General features: G+C 40.9%; 15 protein-coding genes and 1 riboswitch. All 15 genes read right to left on the reverse strand.

The features are described from left to right. Positions 1 to 17 precede the first annotated feature (17 nt). Positions 18 to 1,046, reverse strand: coding sequence for a TRAP transporter substrate-binding protein (locus ACFOZY_RS05755; RefSeq protein ID WP_378153241.1), 1,029 nt, complete (start codon positions 1,044 to 1,046; stop codon positions 18 to 20). After that, entirely contained in the window at positions 1,046 to 1,426 is a 381-nt protein-coding gene (locus ACFOZY_RS05760) for a cupin domain-containing protein (protein ID WP_378153243.1), read from the reverse strand. Before ACFOZY_RS05760 ends, ACFOZY_RS05755 begins: the two co-directional genes overlap by 1 nt. A 264-nt stretch (positions 1,427 to 1,690) precedes the next feature. Then, complete coding sequence (locus ACFOZY_RS05765) at positions 1,691 to 2,665, reverse strand: bile acid:sodium symporter family protein (protein WP_378153245.1); 975 nt, start codon at positions 2,663 to 2,665, stop codon at positions 1,691 to 1,693. A 120-nt stretch (positions 2,666 to 2,785) separates the two neighbouring features. Beyond that, positions 2,786 to 4,063, reverse strand: a complete 1,278-nt coding sequence (locus tag ACFOZY_RS05770; protein ID WP_378153246.1) for a TRAP transporter large permease — start codon at positions 4,061 to 4,063, stop codon at positions 2,786 to 2,788. After that, the gene (locus tag ACFOZY_RS05775) at positions 4,051 to 4,518 is read right to left on the reverse strand and encodes a TRAP transporter small permease (RefSeq protein ID WP_378153248.1); all 468 of its coding nucleotides are present in this window, start codon (positions 4,516 to 4,518) and stop codon (positions 4,051 to 4,053) included. Before ACFOZY_RS05775 ends, ACFOZY_RS05770 begins: the two co-directional genes overlap by 13 nt. A 22-nt stretch (positions 4,519 to 4,540) precedes the next feature. Then, complete coding sequence (locus tag ACFOZY_RS05780) at positions 4,541 to 5,536, reverse strand: TRAP transporter substrate-binding protein (protein ID WP_378153250.1); 996 nt, start codon at positions 5,534 to 5,536, stop codon at positions 4,541 to 4,543. A 12-nt stretch (positions 5,537 to 5,548) separates the two neighbouring features. Beyond that, positions 5,549 to 6,343, reverse strand: a complete 795-nt coding sequence (locus tag ACFOZY_RS05785) for a carbon-nitrogen family hydrolase (protein WP_378153252.1) — start codon at positions 6,341 to 6,343, stop codon at positions 5,549 to 5,551. A gap of 5 nt (positions 6,344 to 6,348) precedes the next feature. Next, positions 6,349 to 7,035, reverse strand: coding sequence for a DUF2848 family protein (locus ACFOZY_RS05790; RefSeq protein ID WP_378153254.1), 687 nt, complete (start codon positions 7,033 to 7,035; stop codon positions 6,349 to 6,351). 37 nt (positions 7,036 to 7,072) lie between these two features. Then, positions 7,073 to 7,747 carry a GntR family transcriptional regulator gene (locus tag ACFOZY_RS05795; RefSeq protein ID WP_378153256.1) on the reverse strand — a complete coding sequence of 225 codons (675 nt, stop codon included), beginning with the start codon at positions 7,745 to 7,747 and terminating at the stop codon, positions 7,073 to 7,075. Positions 7,748 to 7,976: 229 nt separating this feature from the next. Continuing rightward, complete coding sequence (locus ACFOZY_RS05800; protein ID WP_378153258.1) at positions 7,977 to 8,906, reverse strand: polysaccharide deacetylase family protein; 930 nt, start codon at positions 8,904 to 8,906, stop codon at positions 7,977 to 7,979. Positions 8,907 to 8,910: 4 nt separating this feature from the next. Next, positions 8,911 to 10,281, reverse strand: a complete 1,371-nt coding sequence (locus tag ACFOZY_RS05805; protein ID WP_378153261.1) for a glycosyltransferase family 2 protein — start codon at positions 10,279 to 10,281, stop codon at positions 8,911 to 8,913. 60 nt (positions 10,282 to 10,341) lie between these two features. Continuing rightward, complete coding sequence (locus tag ACFOZY_RS05810) at positions 10,342 to 11,220, reverse strand: glycoside hydrolase family 16 protein (RefSeq protein WP_378153263.1); 879 nt, start codon at positions 11,218 to 11,220, stop codon at positions 10,342 to 10,344. Positions 11,221 to 11,531: 311 nt separating this feature from the next. After that, entirely contained in the window at positions 11,532 to 12,164 is a 633-nt protein-coding gene (locus ACFOZY_RS05815) for a response regulator (protein WP_378153265.1), read from the reverse strand. Beyond that, on the reverse strand, positions 12,161 to 13,441 hold the full coding sequence (locus ACFOZY_RS05820; protein ID WP_378153267.1) for a sensor histidine kinase: 1,281 nt from the start codon (positions 13,439 to 13,441) through the stop codon (positions 12,161 to 12,163). The genes ACFOZY_RS05815 and ACFOZY_RS05820 overlap by 4 nt, the downstream gene beginning before the upstream one ends. Before the next feature lie 102 nt (positions 13,442 to 13,543). Next, a riboswitch (cyclic di-GMP riboswitch) is annotated at positions 13,544 to 13,626 on the reverse strand. A 204-nt stretch (positions 13,627 to 13,830) separates the two neighbouring features. Then, the gene (locus ACFOZY_RS05825) at positions 13,831 to 17,520 is read right to left on the reverse strand and encodes a S8 family serine peptidase (protein ID WP_378153392.1); all 3,690 of its coding nucleotides are present in this window, start codon (positions 17,518 to 17,520) and stop codon (positions 13,831 to 13,833) included. Positions 17,521 to 17,529 lie beyond the last annotated feature (9 nt).

Raw genomic sequence — 17,529 nt, forward strand, 5'->3', positions numbered from 1 at the left:
GGCCGTTTCCAAAAGAATTATTGTAAACTTTCCTGTATCTCACGGTATTTTTGAACCGTTTCTTTTGCTTTGAATCCTCGCTTTTCTAAATCCTCTGCCCAACGATCCCAAACTGGTTCAAGCGCCTGATCCCACTCAGCCGATTCTTCATCATTTAACTCGTAAATTTCGATTTCGCTTGCAAATTTTTCTGCAAGTTCCTCATTCTTCTTATCTAAGAATTTTGATAGGTGTTCAACAGTTTCATCACCAGCTTGCGCAAGTGCTTCTTTTACATCCTCAGGGAGTGACTTATATACATCCTCATTGATTGAGTACACAACTGTAAAACTTCCAAGATTCGCACCTTTTGTTGAGTAGTTTGCAATCGATTCAATTTGATAGGCTTCGAAACTTGTGAACGGGAATGTAACGCCGTCTACTGTTCCACGTTCCATAGCAGTATAAGCCTCAGTTGCCGGCATAAATACCGGTGATGCACCAAGTGCATCGAATCCTAACTCCATAGTTCCTGTAACACGGGCTTTTGTACCTTTAATATCTTTCATGCTCTTTATTGGTTTTTTAGCTGTTACATATTGATATTGTGGTAATGCGACTGCATAAAGAGGACGAACTCCATTTTTTAAATATTCTTCTTCAGTCAAGTAATCTTTCATCAATTGCCAGATGATTTTGGAACCCTCTTCTGCTGAACTATAAGCACCTGGTAAAGTAGCTACCTCTGTAAGAGGAAGACGATCGGTTGAATATGATGTATAACCGATATCAATTGTTTTCGATAATGTGAGATCCAAATAACTATTTGCTTTCCCGATTTGTTCAGCCGGATAGTGTTCAAATTCTACTTTTCCATCTGTCAATTCCTCCACACGTTCCATAAAGAACACTGTGCCTTCAGAAGATAAATAGTTTGTTGTTGGAAGAGAGTCCGCAATTTTCAACTTTATTGTTTCACTCTTTCCATTTGCATTATCCGAATCTCCGCAACCAGACACAATAAGAAGTATAGCTGCAAGAAATATAAATAAATTCACCTTTTTCATTATTTCATTTCCTCCATTTCTTTTAATCCCTCATTGGATACCTTTTGAGGAGAATACATAAGTACAAAACGTAAATTTTCGTCCCCTGCATTTCGTATATCGTGCATCGACTTTTTTGGAATCCAGACAATATCTCCTACGGTTAGTACAGACTCTTCTCCATTAATGATAGCGTGCATTTTTCCAGATAATATGTACATAATCTGTTCCATGTCATCGTGGAGATGAGGATCAGCTAATCCACCTGGCTCCATTTCACCAATAATTACTTCCATATTTTCTATTCCCTCCGCAGGCCCTACAAGCCTACGATTGAATGTCCCCTCATGTCCTGGTGGTGAATAAACTTCTACGTCATTCTCGTTTTTCCAATAAGCCATCTTCACAAAACCCCTTCCACTGTATCCGCTTACATTACTTTTTTAATAATTTGCTATTCCATTATCCGGAATAGCATTCCATTAGATGAATTGAATTTATCACATAATTATTATTAATTCAATAACTTTAATCTAAATATTTCTCATTTACACAATCTTTTTAATAGGTTTAGGCAGAAATCTTCTGTCTTAGAAAGTAGAGTTTGCATTTACTGCATTTCTAAACGAAAAACCCCCTCCAGCCAAAGCCAAAGAGGGAATCCATCATCCTGAATATTTTTCTGTTCCAATTACAACCTCTTCTTTACCATAAAACCTATCGATAAACGCGCCAAACACGGATGCCAAAACTTGCTGGAAGAGCATGGCCAATACAACAGGGATTGCAACTGGCGCCGGGAAGTACGCTGTTGCGATAACTACCCCAGTGCTGATATTCCGCATGCCGCCGGTAAAAATCATAGCCACGGTATTTTCTTGATCGAATTTGAACCATCGGGCAGCCAAAAATGAAATGACGTAACCTAAGAATGCGATGAATAAAACCGTTATGCCAATACCAATAAGCTTCCAACTTACGTCCACTAAGTAAGGTGCAACAACCGCTCCGTTTAAAGCTACCACGACTCCCATGAAAATCTTCGAAACGGGTGCGAGCTGTTTACTCAACTTTACGGCTTTCTCCTTTGAAAATTGATTGAACACCATACCGAGTACCGATGGCAACACAATCATCAAAAGAAGTCCTTTCATGATACCGACCGCATCAATTTCAATATTTCCTCCAACGAAGAATGACATCGTCGCCGGGACAATAATCGGCGATAACAATGTACAGATCAAAATGATCGCTAACACGAGTGCCGAGTTTCCCCGGTACATGGAAACCCATACAAAACTCGTAATGCCTGTCGGAATGGCCATCCCTAAAATCAGCCCGGTAATTGTGTAGATATCCCCTGGGAATAAAATATGACCTACTCCCCATGCAAATATAGGCATAACAATATGTAAAATCACTAAAATGAGAACTAATGGCAGCGGGTGTGTCACTGCATGCTTCAGCGAAATGAAATTCGAATTCAAACTTCCGACCAACGTCATAACAGCAAATAACCACGGCACTAAATACTCATAACCCTTAATATAATCCGATAACAAAATCCCGACAATGACACTTGCAGGAATGAAGAACGGCATTGCTTTCTCTAAAATCCGATTAATCTTGGCTGTAGTCAATCCAGACATCTCCTCATACTTTATCCATTTAATAGTATAAAGCAGTGGTGAATATTTTCAATGGCTTCATACAAAAATGCCCAGCCCCCGAAGGAACCGGACATTCTACAAATCTACTCATCACCCATTAAAGAACTCTACCGGGAACATAATGACATCCGGTAAATAAGTAACAATTAGAAGCACAACTATCAATATAATAATCTGTGGCACTAAGTACTTGAACATCTTCGGTACGCTGATCTTTCCGATACCCGCTGTGACAAACAGGCAGACTCCAAGAGGCGGAGTGACCATACCGACTGTCAAGTTGACTGCCATGACAATCCCAAAGTGTACAGGGTCAATGCCAGCAGCCAAGATTAAAGGTAAGAACAACGGTGTGAAGATGGATACGGCACTGATCGTGTCAATGAATGTACCCGCGATTAACAACACGATATTGATCACCAATAACAATAGGAACTGATTTTCCGCTACAGGACCCATCAGTTCAACTAACTGGTTCGGAATGCTGTTGAACGATAGGAACCAAATGAAGAGCGAGGCGCTTCCGATTAAGAACACAATCGTCGCTGTCGTCTTTGCTGTGTTCAACACAATTTGCCATAGGTCCTTGAATTTCAATTCTCTATAAACAAACATACCGATAATGAAGGCATACAGTACTGCGATTACCCCGGATTCGGTAGCTGTAAAATAACCGGACACAATTCCGCCGATGATGATGAGAGGCATGAGCAACGCCAGTACGGCATCCTTTGCACCAACGATAATTTCTTTAAATGACGCACGCTCAGCACGCGAACGATAGTTATTTTTCTTCCCTACGTAGTAGCTGTAAATCATCAGGGCTGCACCCATCAAAATACCTGGTATAACCCCCGCTATAAAGAGGTCTCCAATCGATTCACTCGCAATGACTCCGTACAGGATCAGGACGATACTCGGCGGAATGATCGGACCGATTGTAGAAGAGGATGCGACTAAACTGGTCGAGAACCGGATGTCATATCCTTCCTTCGTCATGGCCGGGATCATCATCCCACCGATTGCTGCAGCTGCGGCAATCGCAGTTCCCGTAAGTGCCGAGAAGAACATGCTGGCCAATACAACTACGAGTGCAAGACCCCCATACATATGTCCGACAAGCGTTTGCGAGAAACTGATTAATCGTTTGGAAATCCCGCCTTGCGTCATCAATTCCCCAGCCAGGATGAACAACGGTACGGCAATGAGCGTAAAGCTATCGATCCCGTTGAAAATCCGACGTGGAACATTTATCAATAACCCCGGATCCGTCATCATAATCCCTAAGAACGAAACAAAACTCAACCCGAAAGCGATCGGCACCCTTAGCAAAATTAAGACAAATAGTAATAAAATCAGCCACGCCATGGAATCACCCTCTTCACATGGTAATAGAGCATGAATATGGCGCTTAATGGCAATGCCAAATACACATAACCCTTTTTGATAGGCAAGAATCCGACGATTTGTCCGGATGCCAAGTTATCCGCAACTAACTGAAACCCATAAACGATCAGTACAACAATCATGATGGCCACTGCAGTAAACGAAATGACATTAAATATCTTTTGTACAATCGGCTTGGCGTTTTCAAATATATCGACCGTTAAATGCTCACTATTTTTAAAGGCAAGTGCCGCTCCGAAGAGAACACTGTACACGAAGCTGATCATGACGACTTCCTGTGACCAGCTTAGTGACATCTTCAAAACAAAGCGGAAAATGACTTGCACAAGCGTCAAAATGACGGTAACGGATAGGCAGACTGTAATAATGAACTCTAATAGTTTGGTAATCCAATGGTCAGCTTTTTCTAAGATCATACCCGATCCCCCTTCAGCAGAATTACTTCGCTTGCATCTCCTCAATCAATTCTGCTGGCACTTGTTCTTTCAATGCTTCTTTTACATCCTTTGTCGCTTCTTTGAATGCTTCACGATCAGGCTCAGTAAATTCAACGCCTTCACCTTTCAGCTCATTAATGATTTCTTCTTCTTTCCCAGCTAAGTAATCACGTTGATAAGTTGCAGTTTCTTTTACTGCTTCTTCAATGATCGATTTCTGTTCATCAGTCAGCTTGTCCCAAGCATTTTGACTCGCAATGACGACAGCCGGTGTATACGTATGGCCAGTCAACGCAATATATTTTTGAACTTCATAGAATTTCATCGAATAGATAGAAGAAATCGGGTTTTCTTGTCCATCAACCAATCCTTGATCCAAAGCAGAATACAATTCATTGAATGCTACCGGTGTCGCACTTGCACCCAATGCATTCATATGTGCTTCCCAAACTGGTGCAGGCTGCACACGGATCTTCATTCCTTTTACATCTTCCGGAACGTTGATCGGTTTCTTATTGTTCGTCAAATGACGGAAGCCGACTTCCCAGAATCCAAGACCTTTCATGTTGGCATCATCGACTAACCCCAACAACTCTTGACCAGGCTCGCCATCTAATTTGCTATATACGTGCTCGCGGTCTTCAAATATATACGGAAGTCCAAATAGGTTCATTTCAGGAACTGTATTAGCCAATGAACTATCAGCCGCAACAACTGTCATATCCAATGTACCGTCGATCACTTGCTCGATTGCTTCCGCTTCACTGCCAAGTGTTGCGTTACCATGGATTTCGATCTTGATATCCCCATCAGACTTCTCTTCTACTAATTTAGCAAACTCAGCTGCACCGATTTGATATTGGTGCGTGTCTGAACCAGTGTGGGCCAACTTCAATGTAACGGCTCCACCGTCAGCATTTCCTCCATCTCCGGAACATCCTGCTAAAACCATTGCCAAACCTGCTGCTGCAGCCATTGCTTTAATCGTTTTCTTCATTTTCCATTCCCCCTAAGAATGTGATTTGTATAAATGAGGTACCCGGCTTGTAAAGACAGGTACTTTTTCCCGTACTTCCATTGTTAATTTCACATCGAACTCAGCTTCCAGTACGCCTTCGTCCATTCCACCTTCAGCCAGCACTTCTCCCCAAGGATCGATGATCAGCGAAGTGCCGCCATAAGTGACGCCGTCATATGTTCCGACACTATTGGCGGATACGACGAACATTTGGTTCTCGATCGCCCGAGCGATTTGCAGTGTCTTCCAATGATTAATCCTCGCCTCTGGCCATTCAGCTACGATGAATAAAACCTCCGCATCTTCTAAAGCAAGCGGACGGATTAATTCCGGGAAGCGCAAATCGTAACAAATAATGACTCCCGCTTTCACTCCATCCAGCTCAAACACTTCCGGCACTGCTTGTCCGCCTTCTAAGAAATCCGGCTCCTGAAGCATCGGCACTAAGTGGACCTTATCGTATTTATAGACGACTGTCCCTTTACGGTCGACGACCACAGCTGTGTTATACACCTTGCCTCCAACCTTATTTGCAAATGAGCCTCCGACAATGTTGACATCATAAGACTTTGCAAGCGTTTGCAAGAAAGGGACAACCTGCTTCCCGTCCTCATCCGCATGGAGATGAATCTCCTTCAGCGTATAGGATGTTGTCCACATTTCGGGAAGAACCACGACATCCGGCTTATCCGACTCGCAAGCCAAACGGACAAATTCACTGATCTTCAGCATATTCTCTTCCGGTTTCCCCGGAACGACTTGCATCTGATAGATTGCTGTTTTCAACACCCTCACTCCCTTTCAAGGTTACGAACTTTGTAGTAGCCATGGATCTCATCTTTTCGAACTGGATCCACGAATGTCATTCTGAAGCCTGTCCCATATTTGAACCCTTCAAGCAATGGCACGGTTCCAGAGAACACGACACTGTTTGTTAAAGGAACACCTTTTTTCTTTAAATAAGCTTTAATGTCTTCAAGTGAAATGATTGAACTGATTGGCGCGTTTTGATAGTTAACCCACTCGCCACCTTCTGTTATTTCAACCTCTGCTTTTAAAACCAGCTCATCCCAATGACCGATGACGTCTTGCAGTTTCCAAGCTTTTTTTCCAATCGGCTTATCACATACTTGCTTTGATTTGTTTATATCAACCGTCTCAAGTCCACGGTCTGTATGATCACTACCGATTGTAATGTACGCTTCATCCTCACTGTCACCGAATACCAAAACGATTTCGGCTTCTCCACTCGTTTCATTGCCTAAAACCTCAATCTCTTCGATCTGGTTCAAGCTATTCGTACGAACCGGGTAGAGCATCGGGATTTCCGGTGGTCTTGGAACTCCGATTTCTTCAAGCTCGATGACATGCTCCATCGTCTTTTCAACATCTCGGCCAGCATATCCGATGCAGTAAACGCCACCTACATGTACACTCTTTTTCTCGTCATTCACGATTATTTCCAATAAATTCTTCATAGCTTCCTCCACTCTGACAACGCTTACAAATCATCCATTAAGAATTCCCTTGTGCCTTTGTAATTGACTCTTTCGTCTTCAGGAGATGATCCTCCAACTTTTGAAGAACAAACGCTTCATCTTTACTTTCCAAAGCATCCACGATTTCCGTATGTTCCTCGATGACCTCTTCCATCCGACCTGTCTTACCTAAAGCTGCATGTCCTACAAGACGTGTTAAATTATAAATATCGGATAGGACGCTCCCTAAAATGTTCTGGCCAGAGAATGTGATGAACAATCTGTGGAACTTCTGATCCAATTCGATGTTGGCAATCCGATCGTTCTTCTGAATCGTCTCCCTCATCTCATCGATGATGTCCCGCATCTCCTGGATTTGATCCGGGGTGACTTGATGAACCAGTCTTCTCAAAACCTCTTTTTCAATTGAAATCCGTAAATAGAAAATCTGCTCCTTTTCTTCATCACTGATCTCACGCACTTTCAACCCTTTGCGTGGTACAGCCTCGAGCAACCCATCCTTCACCAAATCACTGACCGCTTCACGAACCGGGGTACGAGAAGTATTCAATGACTGGGCTAAAATTGTCTCCGTCAAATACTCATCAGGTCTGAGATCGCCTCTGAAAATAGCAGTTTTCAATTCTTCGTACACAATCTCTTTCGCTGTTTTTGCCTTTTCGATAGGGGTGATCTTTAAAACGTTTTTCAATCCTTATCCCCTCCATTTTTTGTTATGTATACATTACACAGAGTACAGGATTCATTTTGAATAGTCAAATAGTTTTGTAGAATTAAATAAAAAAATGTTGAAATAATAACACCTTGAGCTTGTTAGCCCAAGGCGTTCGCATTTTGTATTCGTAAATCCACCATCGATGCGGATGACTTCCCCATTAATATATTCAGCCTTTGAAGTCAGCAAGAACGTTACCCAAATTTCAATCCTTTAAAGATTGTTCAAGAATATATTTAAAATCCTCCATCGTATAAAATGGGTAAACACCATATCTGGGAATTTCTAAAATGTGATTAGATGGTTCAGCGTAACCGGGTGAGACAGTAAATGCCATTTTCATACCCAGATCTCTTAAGATATCCAAAGTAGCGGGGCTATATTCTCCGTATGGTGCGGCAAACAGTTCCGAATGCCCTAACCACTCAATTGCTTTTTCCAAATCCTCTTTTACAATTTCCTCCCCTAATGTCGTGAGAAACGCTGAACCTTCCTCTGTTTTTCGATGGAATGAGTGTGTATGGTTTCCGTAATCGAAGACATCCGATGATTCTATTAATTCTTCAATGCTGGCATACTGAAGTTTGGATGCAGTAAATGGATGTGTCCGCTCTGTAATTAAACCCGTAATGAGAAAATGAACTGCGTGAAAGCCACGCTCTTTCAAGACAGGATAGGCAAATTCAAATACATTTTTATAACCATCATCGAATGTAATTAACACACTTTTTTCCGGTACCTTTTTATGCTTGATCATAAACTCTTCAAATTCCTTAAGGCTTAAGACCGTATAGTCTTGATTCGTTAAATAATCCATCTGCTCCGTAAATTGTTCGAGCGTTACAATCGAGTCAATCAATTCATTTGCTTCTGTAAAATGGTGTTCCATTAGCTTTTTCTCAGGAATAATTTGATGGTACATCAATACTGTTACCCGTTCTGCATAATCCTTCGCTTCGGAAAAATCCCGGTTAGTGGAATTCTGAGCAATACCAGCTTGACTAAGCGGTTCACTTGCTGCGACAGGACCAGTTATAGAACTAAATACATAATGTAGGAGCAAATAAGAAAGTGGTACGATCACAACTAAAAAAATGAGGGTGAACAATAGGTTTGATGCAAAATACTTTCTCATCTCATTACCCTCCAAAAGGATCGCGTATGTGCACATTTATTTGGTTTTGAATCATAATAGGTTTCCCAATTCGTTCCGATCGGCTCCAACCATGTCTATTGAAGAAGTAAATAATGGTTCCGAAAGTGACGAAAATCACTTCTGTAATCCTAAAAAACATCACTTCCATAGGAAGAAAGAGGAGCAATAAAAATGAGTCTTTTACACCGTACACATGGCCGTATCTTTTTGAGACAATTACCGTTGCAAAATTCAACAGCATAGCTAAACTTCCGGATATCGCAAATAATAATATAAATAGTTTGATATGATTCAAAGAAAGTAGAAGAATCATGGGGATGAAAAGGATAGGATAGGCAGATAAAGTACCGAGGAGGAGAGAGTCTATCAGTATAAATGTAGATACGCTAAAATTCATTTTTCGATAGAAAGATTTCCGATACGTAATGATACAGTCGACAAATGCTTTTTGCCAACGAATCCGCTGTTTAAAGAGGTTTTTTAATGTTGTGGGGCATTCTGTATAGCAAATTGCTTCAGGAACAAATGTTACTCGTTTTCCTTTTAGTACGGTACCGATCAATTCTTGGATCCTTAGTGTAATGTCCATATCTTCACCGACAGTTTGCCGGTAGCCACTTGCCAGGATCAGTATTTCTCTTCGAAAAGTACCGAAAGCTCCGGATATAACGGTTAATGATCCGAGCTTGGCTTGGGTGATCTTATTCATATAAAAGCCGGTCAAGTATCGAACTACTTGAAAGCTGATTAAATTAGGAGTCTTAAAGTGCGGGATAAATTTGGAACCGTCATAAGTAAAACCTTGTACGATATTGACTAAACCGCCTGCTGCAATAATATTTTCGTCTGAAAATGTCCGATTCATCTCATTTATTGAGTTAGGTTCAAGTATACAGTCTGCATCTAACGTGACGATCAGCTCATTTTGCGCATAATCGATTCCTACATTAAGCGAATCTGCCTTACCTCCATTTTCTTTATTGATCACCCAAATGTTCGGGTATATTTCCGATCGATATATATCGGCTATCCTTGCTTGTGTAAGTGTCCCATTTATGGGTCGGTCAGATTTAACAAGATTAAGGTGATTACAAAGAGTTTCAAACGTATCATCGGTCGATCCGTCATTAATAAACAGGACTTCAACGTTTTTGTATTGGAGATTGAATATCCCTTTCAAACAATTTTCAACTACAAGCATTTCATTAAACATCGGTATTAATATGCTAAACCCTTTCTCTTTTCTTGGATATAACTTCACTTTCTTTTTACTTGTATAAAGAGGGACAAAGATGTATAACGTTTGAAAGAAAGCGAAAACAGTAAAGAGAAACAGAGTAATGAATAACACCATTGATTCTTACCTCCGTATTTCTAAAACTCTCAATAAAACGGTTTTATATGAAGGGAGATCTTATTCTCCTCGGTTTTTATAGACTCTTACATAATCGATTTCAAATACTGCTGGAAATTCAGTGGTTTGATCCGGTGATCCCGGCCAATTCCCTCCGATAGCGGTATTTAAATATAGATACATATTTTCTCTCGGCACATAGGCATCTGTACTATATCTTGCTATGCCGTCAATAAACCATGTGATTGATCCAGACGTCCATTCGATACTGAATGTATGAAAGTCTTTGGAATAATCCGGACCTGTGAATGAACTGCTATCACTCGTTAATTCACCTTCTTCATTCAGCCAATGAACGACCATCCAAATTTCGTTCGTTTTATGACCAAGCATTTCCATGATATCTATCTCGGGTAGCCATGTTTTTTCCTTATTTGTCATCATCCAAAAAGCAGGAAAAAGTCCTTGGCCTGCAGGAAGTTTAGCTCTCATCTCAACCTTGCCATGAGAAAACTCAAATTTATCTTTCGTATGAATGGCTCCGGAAGTATAGCTTTTACCTCTGTACTGCTCTTTTCTGCTAACTAATTTTAAAACGCCATCTTCAACTTGGACGTTATTTGGAGAATAGTACTGTAATTCATTGTTTTTTAAAGCAGCCCAATCCTCCATGTTCCATTTTTCCATGTCTAAACAATCGCTATTAAACTCATCACTCCAAAGTAATACCCAGTCGCTTTTACTTCCCGTTAAAACCTCTTCATCACTCACACATGAATCCTCGACTTGGTTAAACTTGTTTATATCCCCTTCTGTTTGTAGAGCTGCATCTATCTCTGTCATATGTCGTGGCTTTATTGAACCTTCTTTAATAGGTGATTGATCAATAACAATGAACAAAATTAGTAAAACCATTAGAAACAAAAGAATCCTTTTCATATGGCCGTCCCCCAAGATTTGCTTTAGAAAGTTTATATGTATCTTGTATGTGAAATAATCGGCCAACATGAAAGGAATTCATCAATAATAAGTTCCAAGGAAATATATATTGAAATGATTCAACCAAAAGGAATTAATACCCATTTCGTCATTGGGACTTAAGTAGGGATTCTTCATTCATCATGATTATGCAAGTTCAGTACGAAACATGATTACTTTTCTTCTTTTTTTCTAACAGTGCAATGTGATCTTGTTCCTTAGGTAGTCAAAAACATTAAAAAAGACTTAGGGATTCACCCTAAGTCACTAAATCAGTTAATGGCGTATGAAACTAATCCTTTTGCATTTGCGTACAATGCTGCCTGAGTCCGATCTGTGAGCTCCAATTTCGCTAAGATCTGGCTCACATGTTTCTTTACAGTGTATTCTGTGACAAATAACCGTTCGGAAATGTCACGGTTAGACATGCCCTTTCCGAGCTCAATAAGTACTTCCTTTTCCTTTGGTGTAAGATGTTCGATGAATTCATCCTCTTCCACTTCATTTGTCATTAATTCAAGTACACCTGGATCGAAATACTTCCTTCCTTTACCAATCACTTTTAATGCATGCAATAGTTCTTCCGGCAGAGCTTCCTTCAATATATAACCGTCTACTCCTACCTGTTTAGCCTGGTTGAAATCCTGTTGGTTTGAAGAAGAGGTTAAAATAGTAAACTTAGAATTGACACCCTTTTCCCTGCATTCCTTCACTAAAGCCAAGCCGGATTTACCAGCCAATCGCAGATCAACAATCGCAAGATCCGGCTTAAGTTCAATGATTCTATTTAGTCCTTCAGTGTAATCCGAGGCCTCACCTACTACTTCCATAGAATCTTCTATTGTAACTAATTCAGCTATCCCTTTCCGAATTAATGGGTGATCATCCACTATTACTACCTTCATATCCCTACCACCTTTTGCATGTTTCGATTTGGTATTTCAATCTGTAGACTGGTACCTTTGCCAATTTCACTATCGATCGCAACTACTCCACCAAATGAACCGACAATCTTTTTAATATTATGAAGACCAATGCCTTCTTCTTCCCTATTCGGCTTTATAACCATGCCTGATCCATTATCATGAATTTCCAAGACCGTTGCATCCTCGGTAACTGTCATAGAAACATAAATACGTTCACATTTCCCATGACGTACTGCATTGCCGCATGCTTCGTTTAGAATTCGAATAAGTGATTCTTTAAGCTTATAACTTAATGCAGACTCGACACCTGAAACTTGATGAATCACTTTAACACCATGTAAGGTTGAAAATTCATCCAAGAAAAGACGGAACTGATTTAAAACTGGTTGCTCACCTTTCTTCACGGAACTAAGTCGATATATCGCTGCCCTGATCTCCTTCATTGCCTCATTGGCAATACGGCCTAAAAAGTGGAGGTCATGACTCAACTCCACATTTTTATACTTATGTTGGAGATTGTGTAGTGAATAGACTAGACCAAAGAGTTTTTGAGAAACATTGTCGTGGATTTCATTTGCAATTCGGTTTTGTTCCTCTAATATGGCCATCTTCGTTGAATAACGATTCATCTCATTATTTAACGAAACCACTTGTTCAATTGCCGCCTCATGCTTTCTGTTCAACTCCAATAATTGTTCATTTGCCTCTTTTAATTCCTCCATTTTCAAATCAAGCTCTCTTGTTAAACGGGAAAAGAGGTTCGCCAGTAAAACCCCCAGCAAGCAAGCCAAATATATAAATGCACTTTCTTCCATAATTAAAAGAACATCAGAAAAGGAAATGTTTGTTCCTGATAAAAATGTAATCGAAGCTAAGTAACTAAACAAAAGTCCCCAGCTGAAAATGGGTGATAAAAAGCTTATTGCTACTAATATAGGATTCAAAGAATACCAAATAAATGGACTCTCGATTCCCCCTGTATATAAGACAAAAAATAGTAGGAAAATTAGTTCAATAAGTACAAATAATTTTAGGAAAGTATGTTTCAGTTCAAATTTGTTATAAAGATGTGTCGAGGCAATTGCTAATAGACTAATGGCAACTACTGAACTTAATTTGATATGGAAGGGTTGACCGTAGCTTCCGATTAGATAGAATAACGATGTTAAGAATAAAGAAAGAGTTCGATAGACCAAACCTAAGTGCAATTGACTGGAAGGGGACTTTTGAATCACAGTACTCAAGTAATTGATCACGACCATAATTGTTCAAAACCCCACTTTTCTTTAACACAACACATCCCTCGCGTCCCCCTTTGACATAATAAATAGCCTCATTACCTTGAATATCAGTTCAAGTCAAATCAGGCCGGTTGCACCAACAGCTCCATACTTTCCAGGTGCCCACATACAGAAAGTATTTCAACGCATCCATTATTTTTATTACTTTATATATGTCATTATAACCAGTACGAAAGGAATATTTTCTCAAAACCTGTTGATGAATCCCTTCTATTTTTGTCGAATTCCATATAATTACCACTATTTCATTTAGTTCCTATAAGACTTTAGAATTAAATAAGAAAAAACCCCATAGAAAATGCCATGAAGCAAAATTTGCTTCATGGCATTTATACTTACTTTTCTTACTTACCTGGTTTTCCAGGCTTTTCTGGCTTTCCAGGCTTGTCACCTTTGGCTGGTTGTTTCTTGATAGTAATTGTTTGAGTAGCTTTTTGACCAACCAAGTCTTCTACGACAAATTCGAATACATTGTCACCATCAACTAAGTTCAATTCCACTTCAAACGTTTGGTCAAATCCTTTCATACCGTACGGTTCTGACAATTCCTTATTGAATTTTTCATCACCATTCACAGTCAGTCGTACTTGGTCGAAGTTATCTTGGACACGGACTTTAACTTTAATAGTATCTTCCTTCACATTCTTTGGATACTTCTTATCTACTGTCACTTTCGGTCCAAATGTATCAACGAAGATGATGCGACGGATCGACATTTCGTTACCGTGCTCATCGACAGCCGCAACTTTGACGTCTTTCACGCCATCTTCCAAGTTCAAGACGTGTGAGAAGTTGACACCGTCAAAGTCTTCAACCACTTCTCCGTTCACTGTCAATGAAGTTACAGCAGATTCATCTTCCACTTTACCTTTTACCAATACTTCATTCGTATTATAAGCTGCGAAGAATCCTGGTTCTTCAATGTAAATCACTGGTGGATTTGTTTCAGCTTGTGATCCGCCATCCATGTTCACTTCAACCTCACTGTAGTTACGAGCAGCATCCCATACAACGACTGTTACAGTATCTCCTTCAGCTAATTCGGATTCAAATGCATATTCCGCTTCAGCTGCAGTCAATTCAGCAACCGTTTCACCGTTCACAAGAACTTCCCAATACTCTACGCCAACACCTTCATCAGCCAAGTCACTGACTGAAACAGAGTTCAATTCTGCATCGTAAGCTGCTTTCGCAGATGGAGCTACTGTATCAACCTTCACTGGGAATTGAATCGATTGCCATTCAGCACCTGCAAAGTCTATAACCCCACTAAGTTTGATGAAATACTGTCCGTCTGGAGCAGGTTTGCCATTAAGCAATCCGTCCCATCCGTAGTTCGTGTTGTAAGTGTAGTACTCAGGGCTTGTATAATGCTTACGTAATTCTTTCGCAGTACGGATTGTACGTAGAACGTTTCCGTCTGCATCTACAACTTCCACCTTAAAGTCTTTAGCATTTCTCATAAGTGAGAATACAGGAATCGCCAAGTCACGAATACCGTCTCCATTCGGTGAGAATCCGAAACGTTCCAAGTCGAATGCTTCTGAACCACCGTCAATGAAATTACCTTGTTCGTCAGCCAAAGCTGTCAATCCCCATTGAGATTTCGCGTCCCAAGCGAAATAATCGAAGATTGGTGCATCATCCCAGCTTCCGTTAAATCCGAAGAATGGAACCGTCAATGGAACGTTGCCAGACACTTCTTCATTTGGATCTACTAAAGTGACAAATCCATCCACGAAGTAACCATTCGTGAAGTACGTACGAAGGTCTTCCAATCCGCTCAAATCAACTGATACATCCACTGTCACTTTTCCATTTGCAGGAACCGTAACTGCATCAGGTGCATCGATTGCAACGTCATCAGTCACAACTTCTGAACCGATAATATTCGGTGCCGTAACAACTTGTCCACCGACAGAAGCCAATGCGTCCACTTGTACCGCCACTTCTACATTGTAAGTCTTCTCTTCATCTGAGAAGTTTTCTGCTTCCAAACTGAATGTAGCTGAGTTGCCACTGATTTCTTTCAATGCAACCTTCGCTTCACCAGTTGCTTTATTCGTAACCACTACATCTGTGTTTAACGCATTAGCCAATTGCATTAGACCTGCACCTTGACGACGTGGTGATACATATTCGCCAGCAGCCATCTCGATTGGCTTCGCAGTGTTCATCAATAAGTTCTTCGCGAACTGAACTCGTTCTGCGCCTTCCAATCCGAACTCAGTATCGACACGTTCAAATACTAATGCCGCTCCGCCTGCTACGTGAGGCGCCGCCATGGACGTACCGCTCATGATCCCGTATTGATCATTATTCAATGTAGAGAAGATATTACCACCTGGAGCTGTAATTTCAGGTTTGAAGTCAAGATTTGGAGTTGGCCCCCAAGAAGTGAAGTCACTCATTAGACCTGCTTTCGGGTTAGCTGTATTCGTGAATTCCCCATTGAATTCAACCGCAACCGTTTGGCCTGCGCGCAAAGCCGCTGCCAACACATCCCCATCTGCCTTCAAGGAGAACAAGTAAGGGATTTGAATCGCTGGATCAGATGCCATGTTGACTGTACCTTCTTGGTTGTTGTAAATGATGACACCCACTGCGCCAGCAGCTTGTGCATTCAATCCTTTATCAACAAATCCATAAGTACCACGTTGTATCAACGCAATCTTTCCTGTAAAGTCCTTGCCTTCAAAGTCCTCAGGCCCACCAAGACCTGCGTCCATCAATTCAACTGGACCGTTAAATGTAGAAACTGGATCTACATTATTTGCCGCTAAGTAAAGCGCATTCCCTGCAGCTTCGCCGTCAATCGTATAGTCATAGCTATACGCTGTAAGCGTGCTGTTTTCAAATGACGCAACACCTAATGATTCATTCGCAACGCTTGGAGAACCCGTCAAACCATAGTCTTGGTTTTCTGCATATGGATAGTAGAATCCATCTCCCGCCAACGCTGAGTTACCTGCAGAAATCGCTACAAGGACACCGTTGTCTACAGCACGTTTAACTGCTTGTTGCTCTGGATTATCCGCATCTACATAACCTGCAGTAGATCCGAGAGACATGTTGATGACGTCAGCGCCTAATTTAATCGCGTCGTCGATCGCTTCAATGTAAATATCACCATAAGTAGACGGGAATAAAGGATCGTTACCGAATACTTTCAACGCAAGAAGCTGTGCTTCTGGAGCAACACCTTTTACGCCGCCATTTTCTTCATCACCATTTGCACCTACTGTTCCAGCTACGTGCATTCCATGCATGGAAGCGTCAGGTCCCAAATCTAAGATAATATGATTATCATCCATATAGTTGTAGCCGAAAGGAACTTTCGGAGTATAGTATTTACCTGCTTCGATACTACCGTCAGCCAATAGAACTGCGACATCGTTCGCCTTGATTTCACCAGTCGAATCGTCTGTCAGAACCATGTCCTTATGAGAAGGGTCGATTCCTGTATCAATGACACCAACAACCATGCCTTCACCTTTGAAACCATAATCATTCCAAGCTTGTTGCGCTTGTACTAATTCCTTGGAATAAATCATTTCCGGCTTTTCTACTGGGCGCTCATACTCAGTAGATTCGTAGACAGCTTTAACGCCCTCTACTTTAGAAATTTCCTCTACGGAGCCCGCTTCCACTTCAGCAGAGAATCCGTTGAACACTGTAACAAACTCACCTTTAAATTTAATAGAAGGTGCAGTGCGTCTTACGGAAGCTTTTACTTTCCCCTGATTATCCTTCGCTGCTTTTTCTAAGTTTTTACGTTCTGCACTACCTAATTCTTTATAAAGCTTGCCTCGTTTCGTCGCATTTTCAATCGTTGGAGCTTGTTCCATCTCCACGATTATACGGACATTCTCATCCGGATTCTTCGGATCCACTAAACGATCCGGTACTTTCTTATTAGATTGAGCCGCAGCTGGCAAGTTCTTTTGTGGACCAAATTCCGGGCCAGTTGCACCGAATACCGCTGAGCTGAATGAAAGAACCAAAATAACTGTTAGTAATAAAACCTTTTTCATCTTACTCAA

The sequence above is a fragment of the Chungangia koreensis genome, from assembly GCF_042651785.1.
In the GTDB taxonomy this organism is placed as follows: Bacteria; Bacillota; Bacilli; order Bacillales_A; family Planococcaceae; genus Chungangia; species Chungangia koreensis.

Excerpts from the sequence above, each read along its gene's own strand:
- ACFOZY_RS05825 (WP_378153392.1), bottom strand. The coding sequence starts at position 17,520 with ATGAAAAAGGTTTTATTACTAACAGTTATTTTGGTTCTTTCATTCAGC.
- ACFOZY_RS05810 (WP_378153263.1), bottom strand. The coding sequence starts at position 11,220 with ATGAAAAGGATTCTTTTGTTTCTAATGGTTTTACTAATTTTGTTCATT.
- ACFOZY_RS05760 (WP_378153243.1), bottom strand. The coding sequence starts at position 1,426 with ATGGCTTATTGGAAAAACGAGAATGACGTAGAAGTTTATTCACCACCA.
- ACFOZY_RS05815 (WP_378153265.1), bottom strand. The coding sequence starts at position 12,164 with ATGAAGGTAGTAATAGTGGATGATCACCCATTAATTCGGAAAGGGATA.
- ACFOZY_RS05775 (WP_378153248.1), bottom strand. The coding sequence starts at position 4,518 with ATGATCTTAGAAAAAGCTGACCATTGGATTACCAAACTATTAGAGTTC.
- ACFOZY_RS05780 (WP_378153250.1), bottom strand. The coding sequence starts at position 5,536 with ATGAAGAAAACGATTAAAGCAATGGCTGCAGCAGCAGGTTTGGCAATG.
- ACFOZY_RS05790 (WP_378153254.1), bottom strand. The coding sequence starts at position 7,035 with ATGAAGAATTTATTGGAAATAATCGTGAATGACGAGAAAAAGAGTGTA.
- ACFOZY_RS05805 (WP_378153261.1), bottom strand. The coding sequence starts at position 10,281 with ATGGTGTTATTCATTACTCTGTTTCTCTTTACTGTTTTCGCTTTCTTT.
- ACFOZY_RS05770 (WP_378153246.1), bottom strand. The coding sequence starts at position 4,063 with ATGGCGTGGCTGATTTTATTACTATTTGTCTTAATTTTGCTAAGGGTG.
- ACFOZY_RS05755 (WP_378153241.1), bottom strand. The coding sequence starts at position 1,046 with ATGAAAAAGGTGAATTTATTTATATTTCTTGCAGCTATACTTCTTATT.
- ACFOZY_RS05800 (WP_378153258.1), bottom strand. The coding sequence starts at position 8,906 with ATGAGAAAGTATTTTGCATCAAACCTATTGTTCACCCTCATTTTTTTA.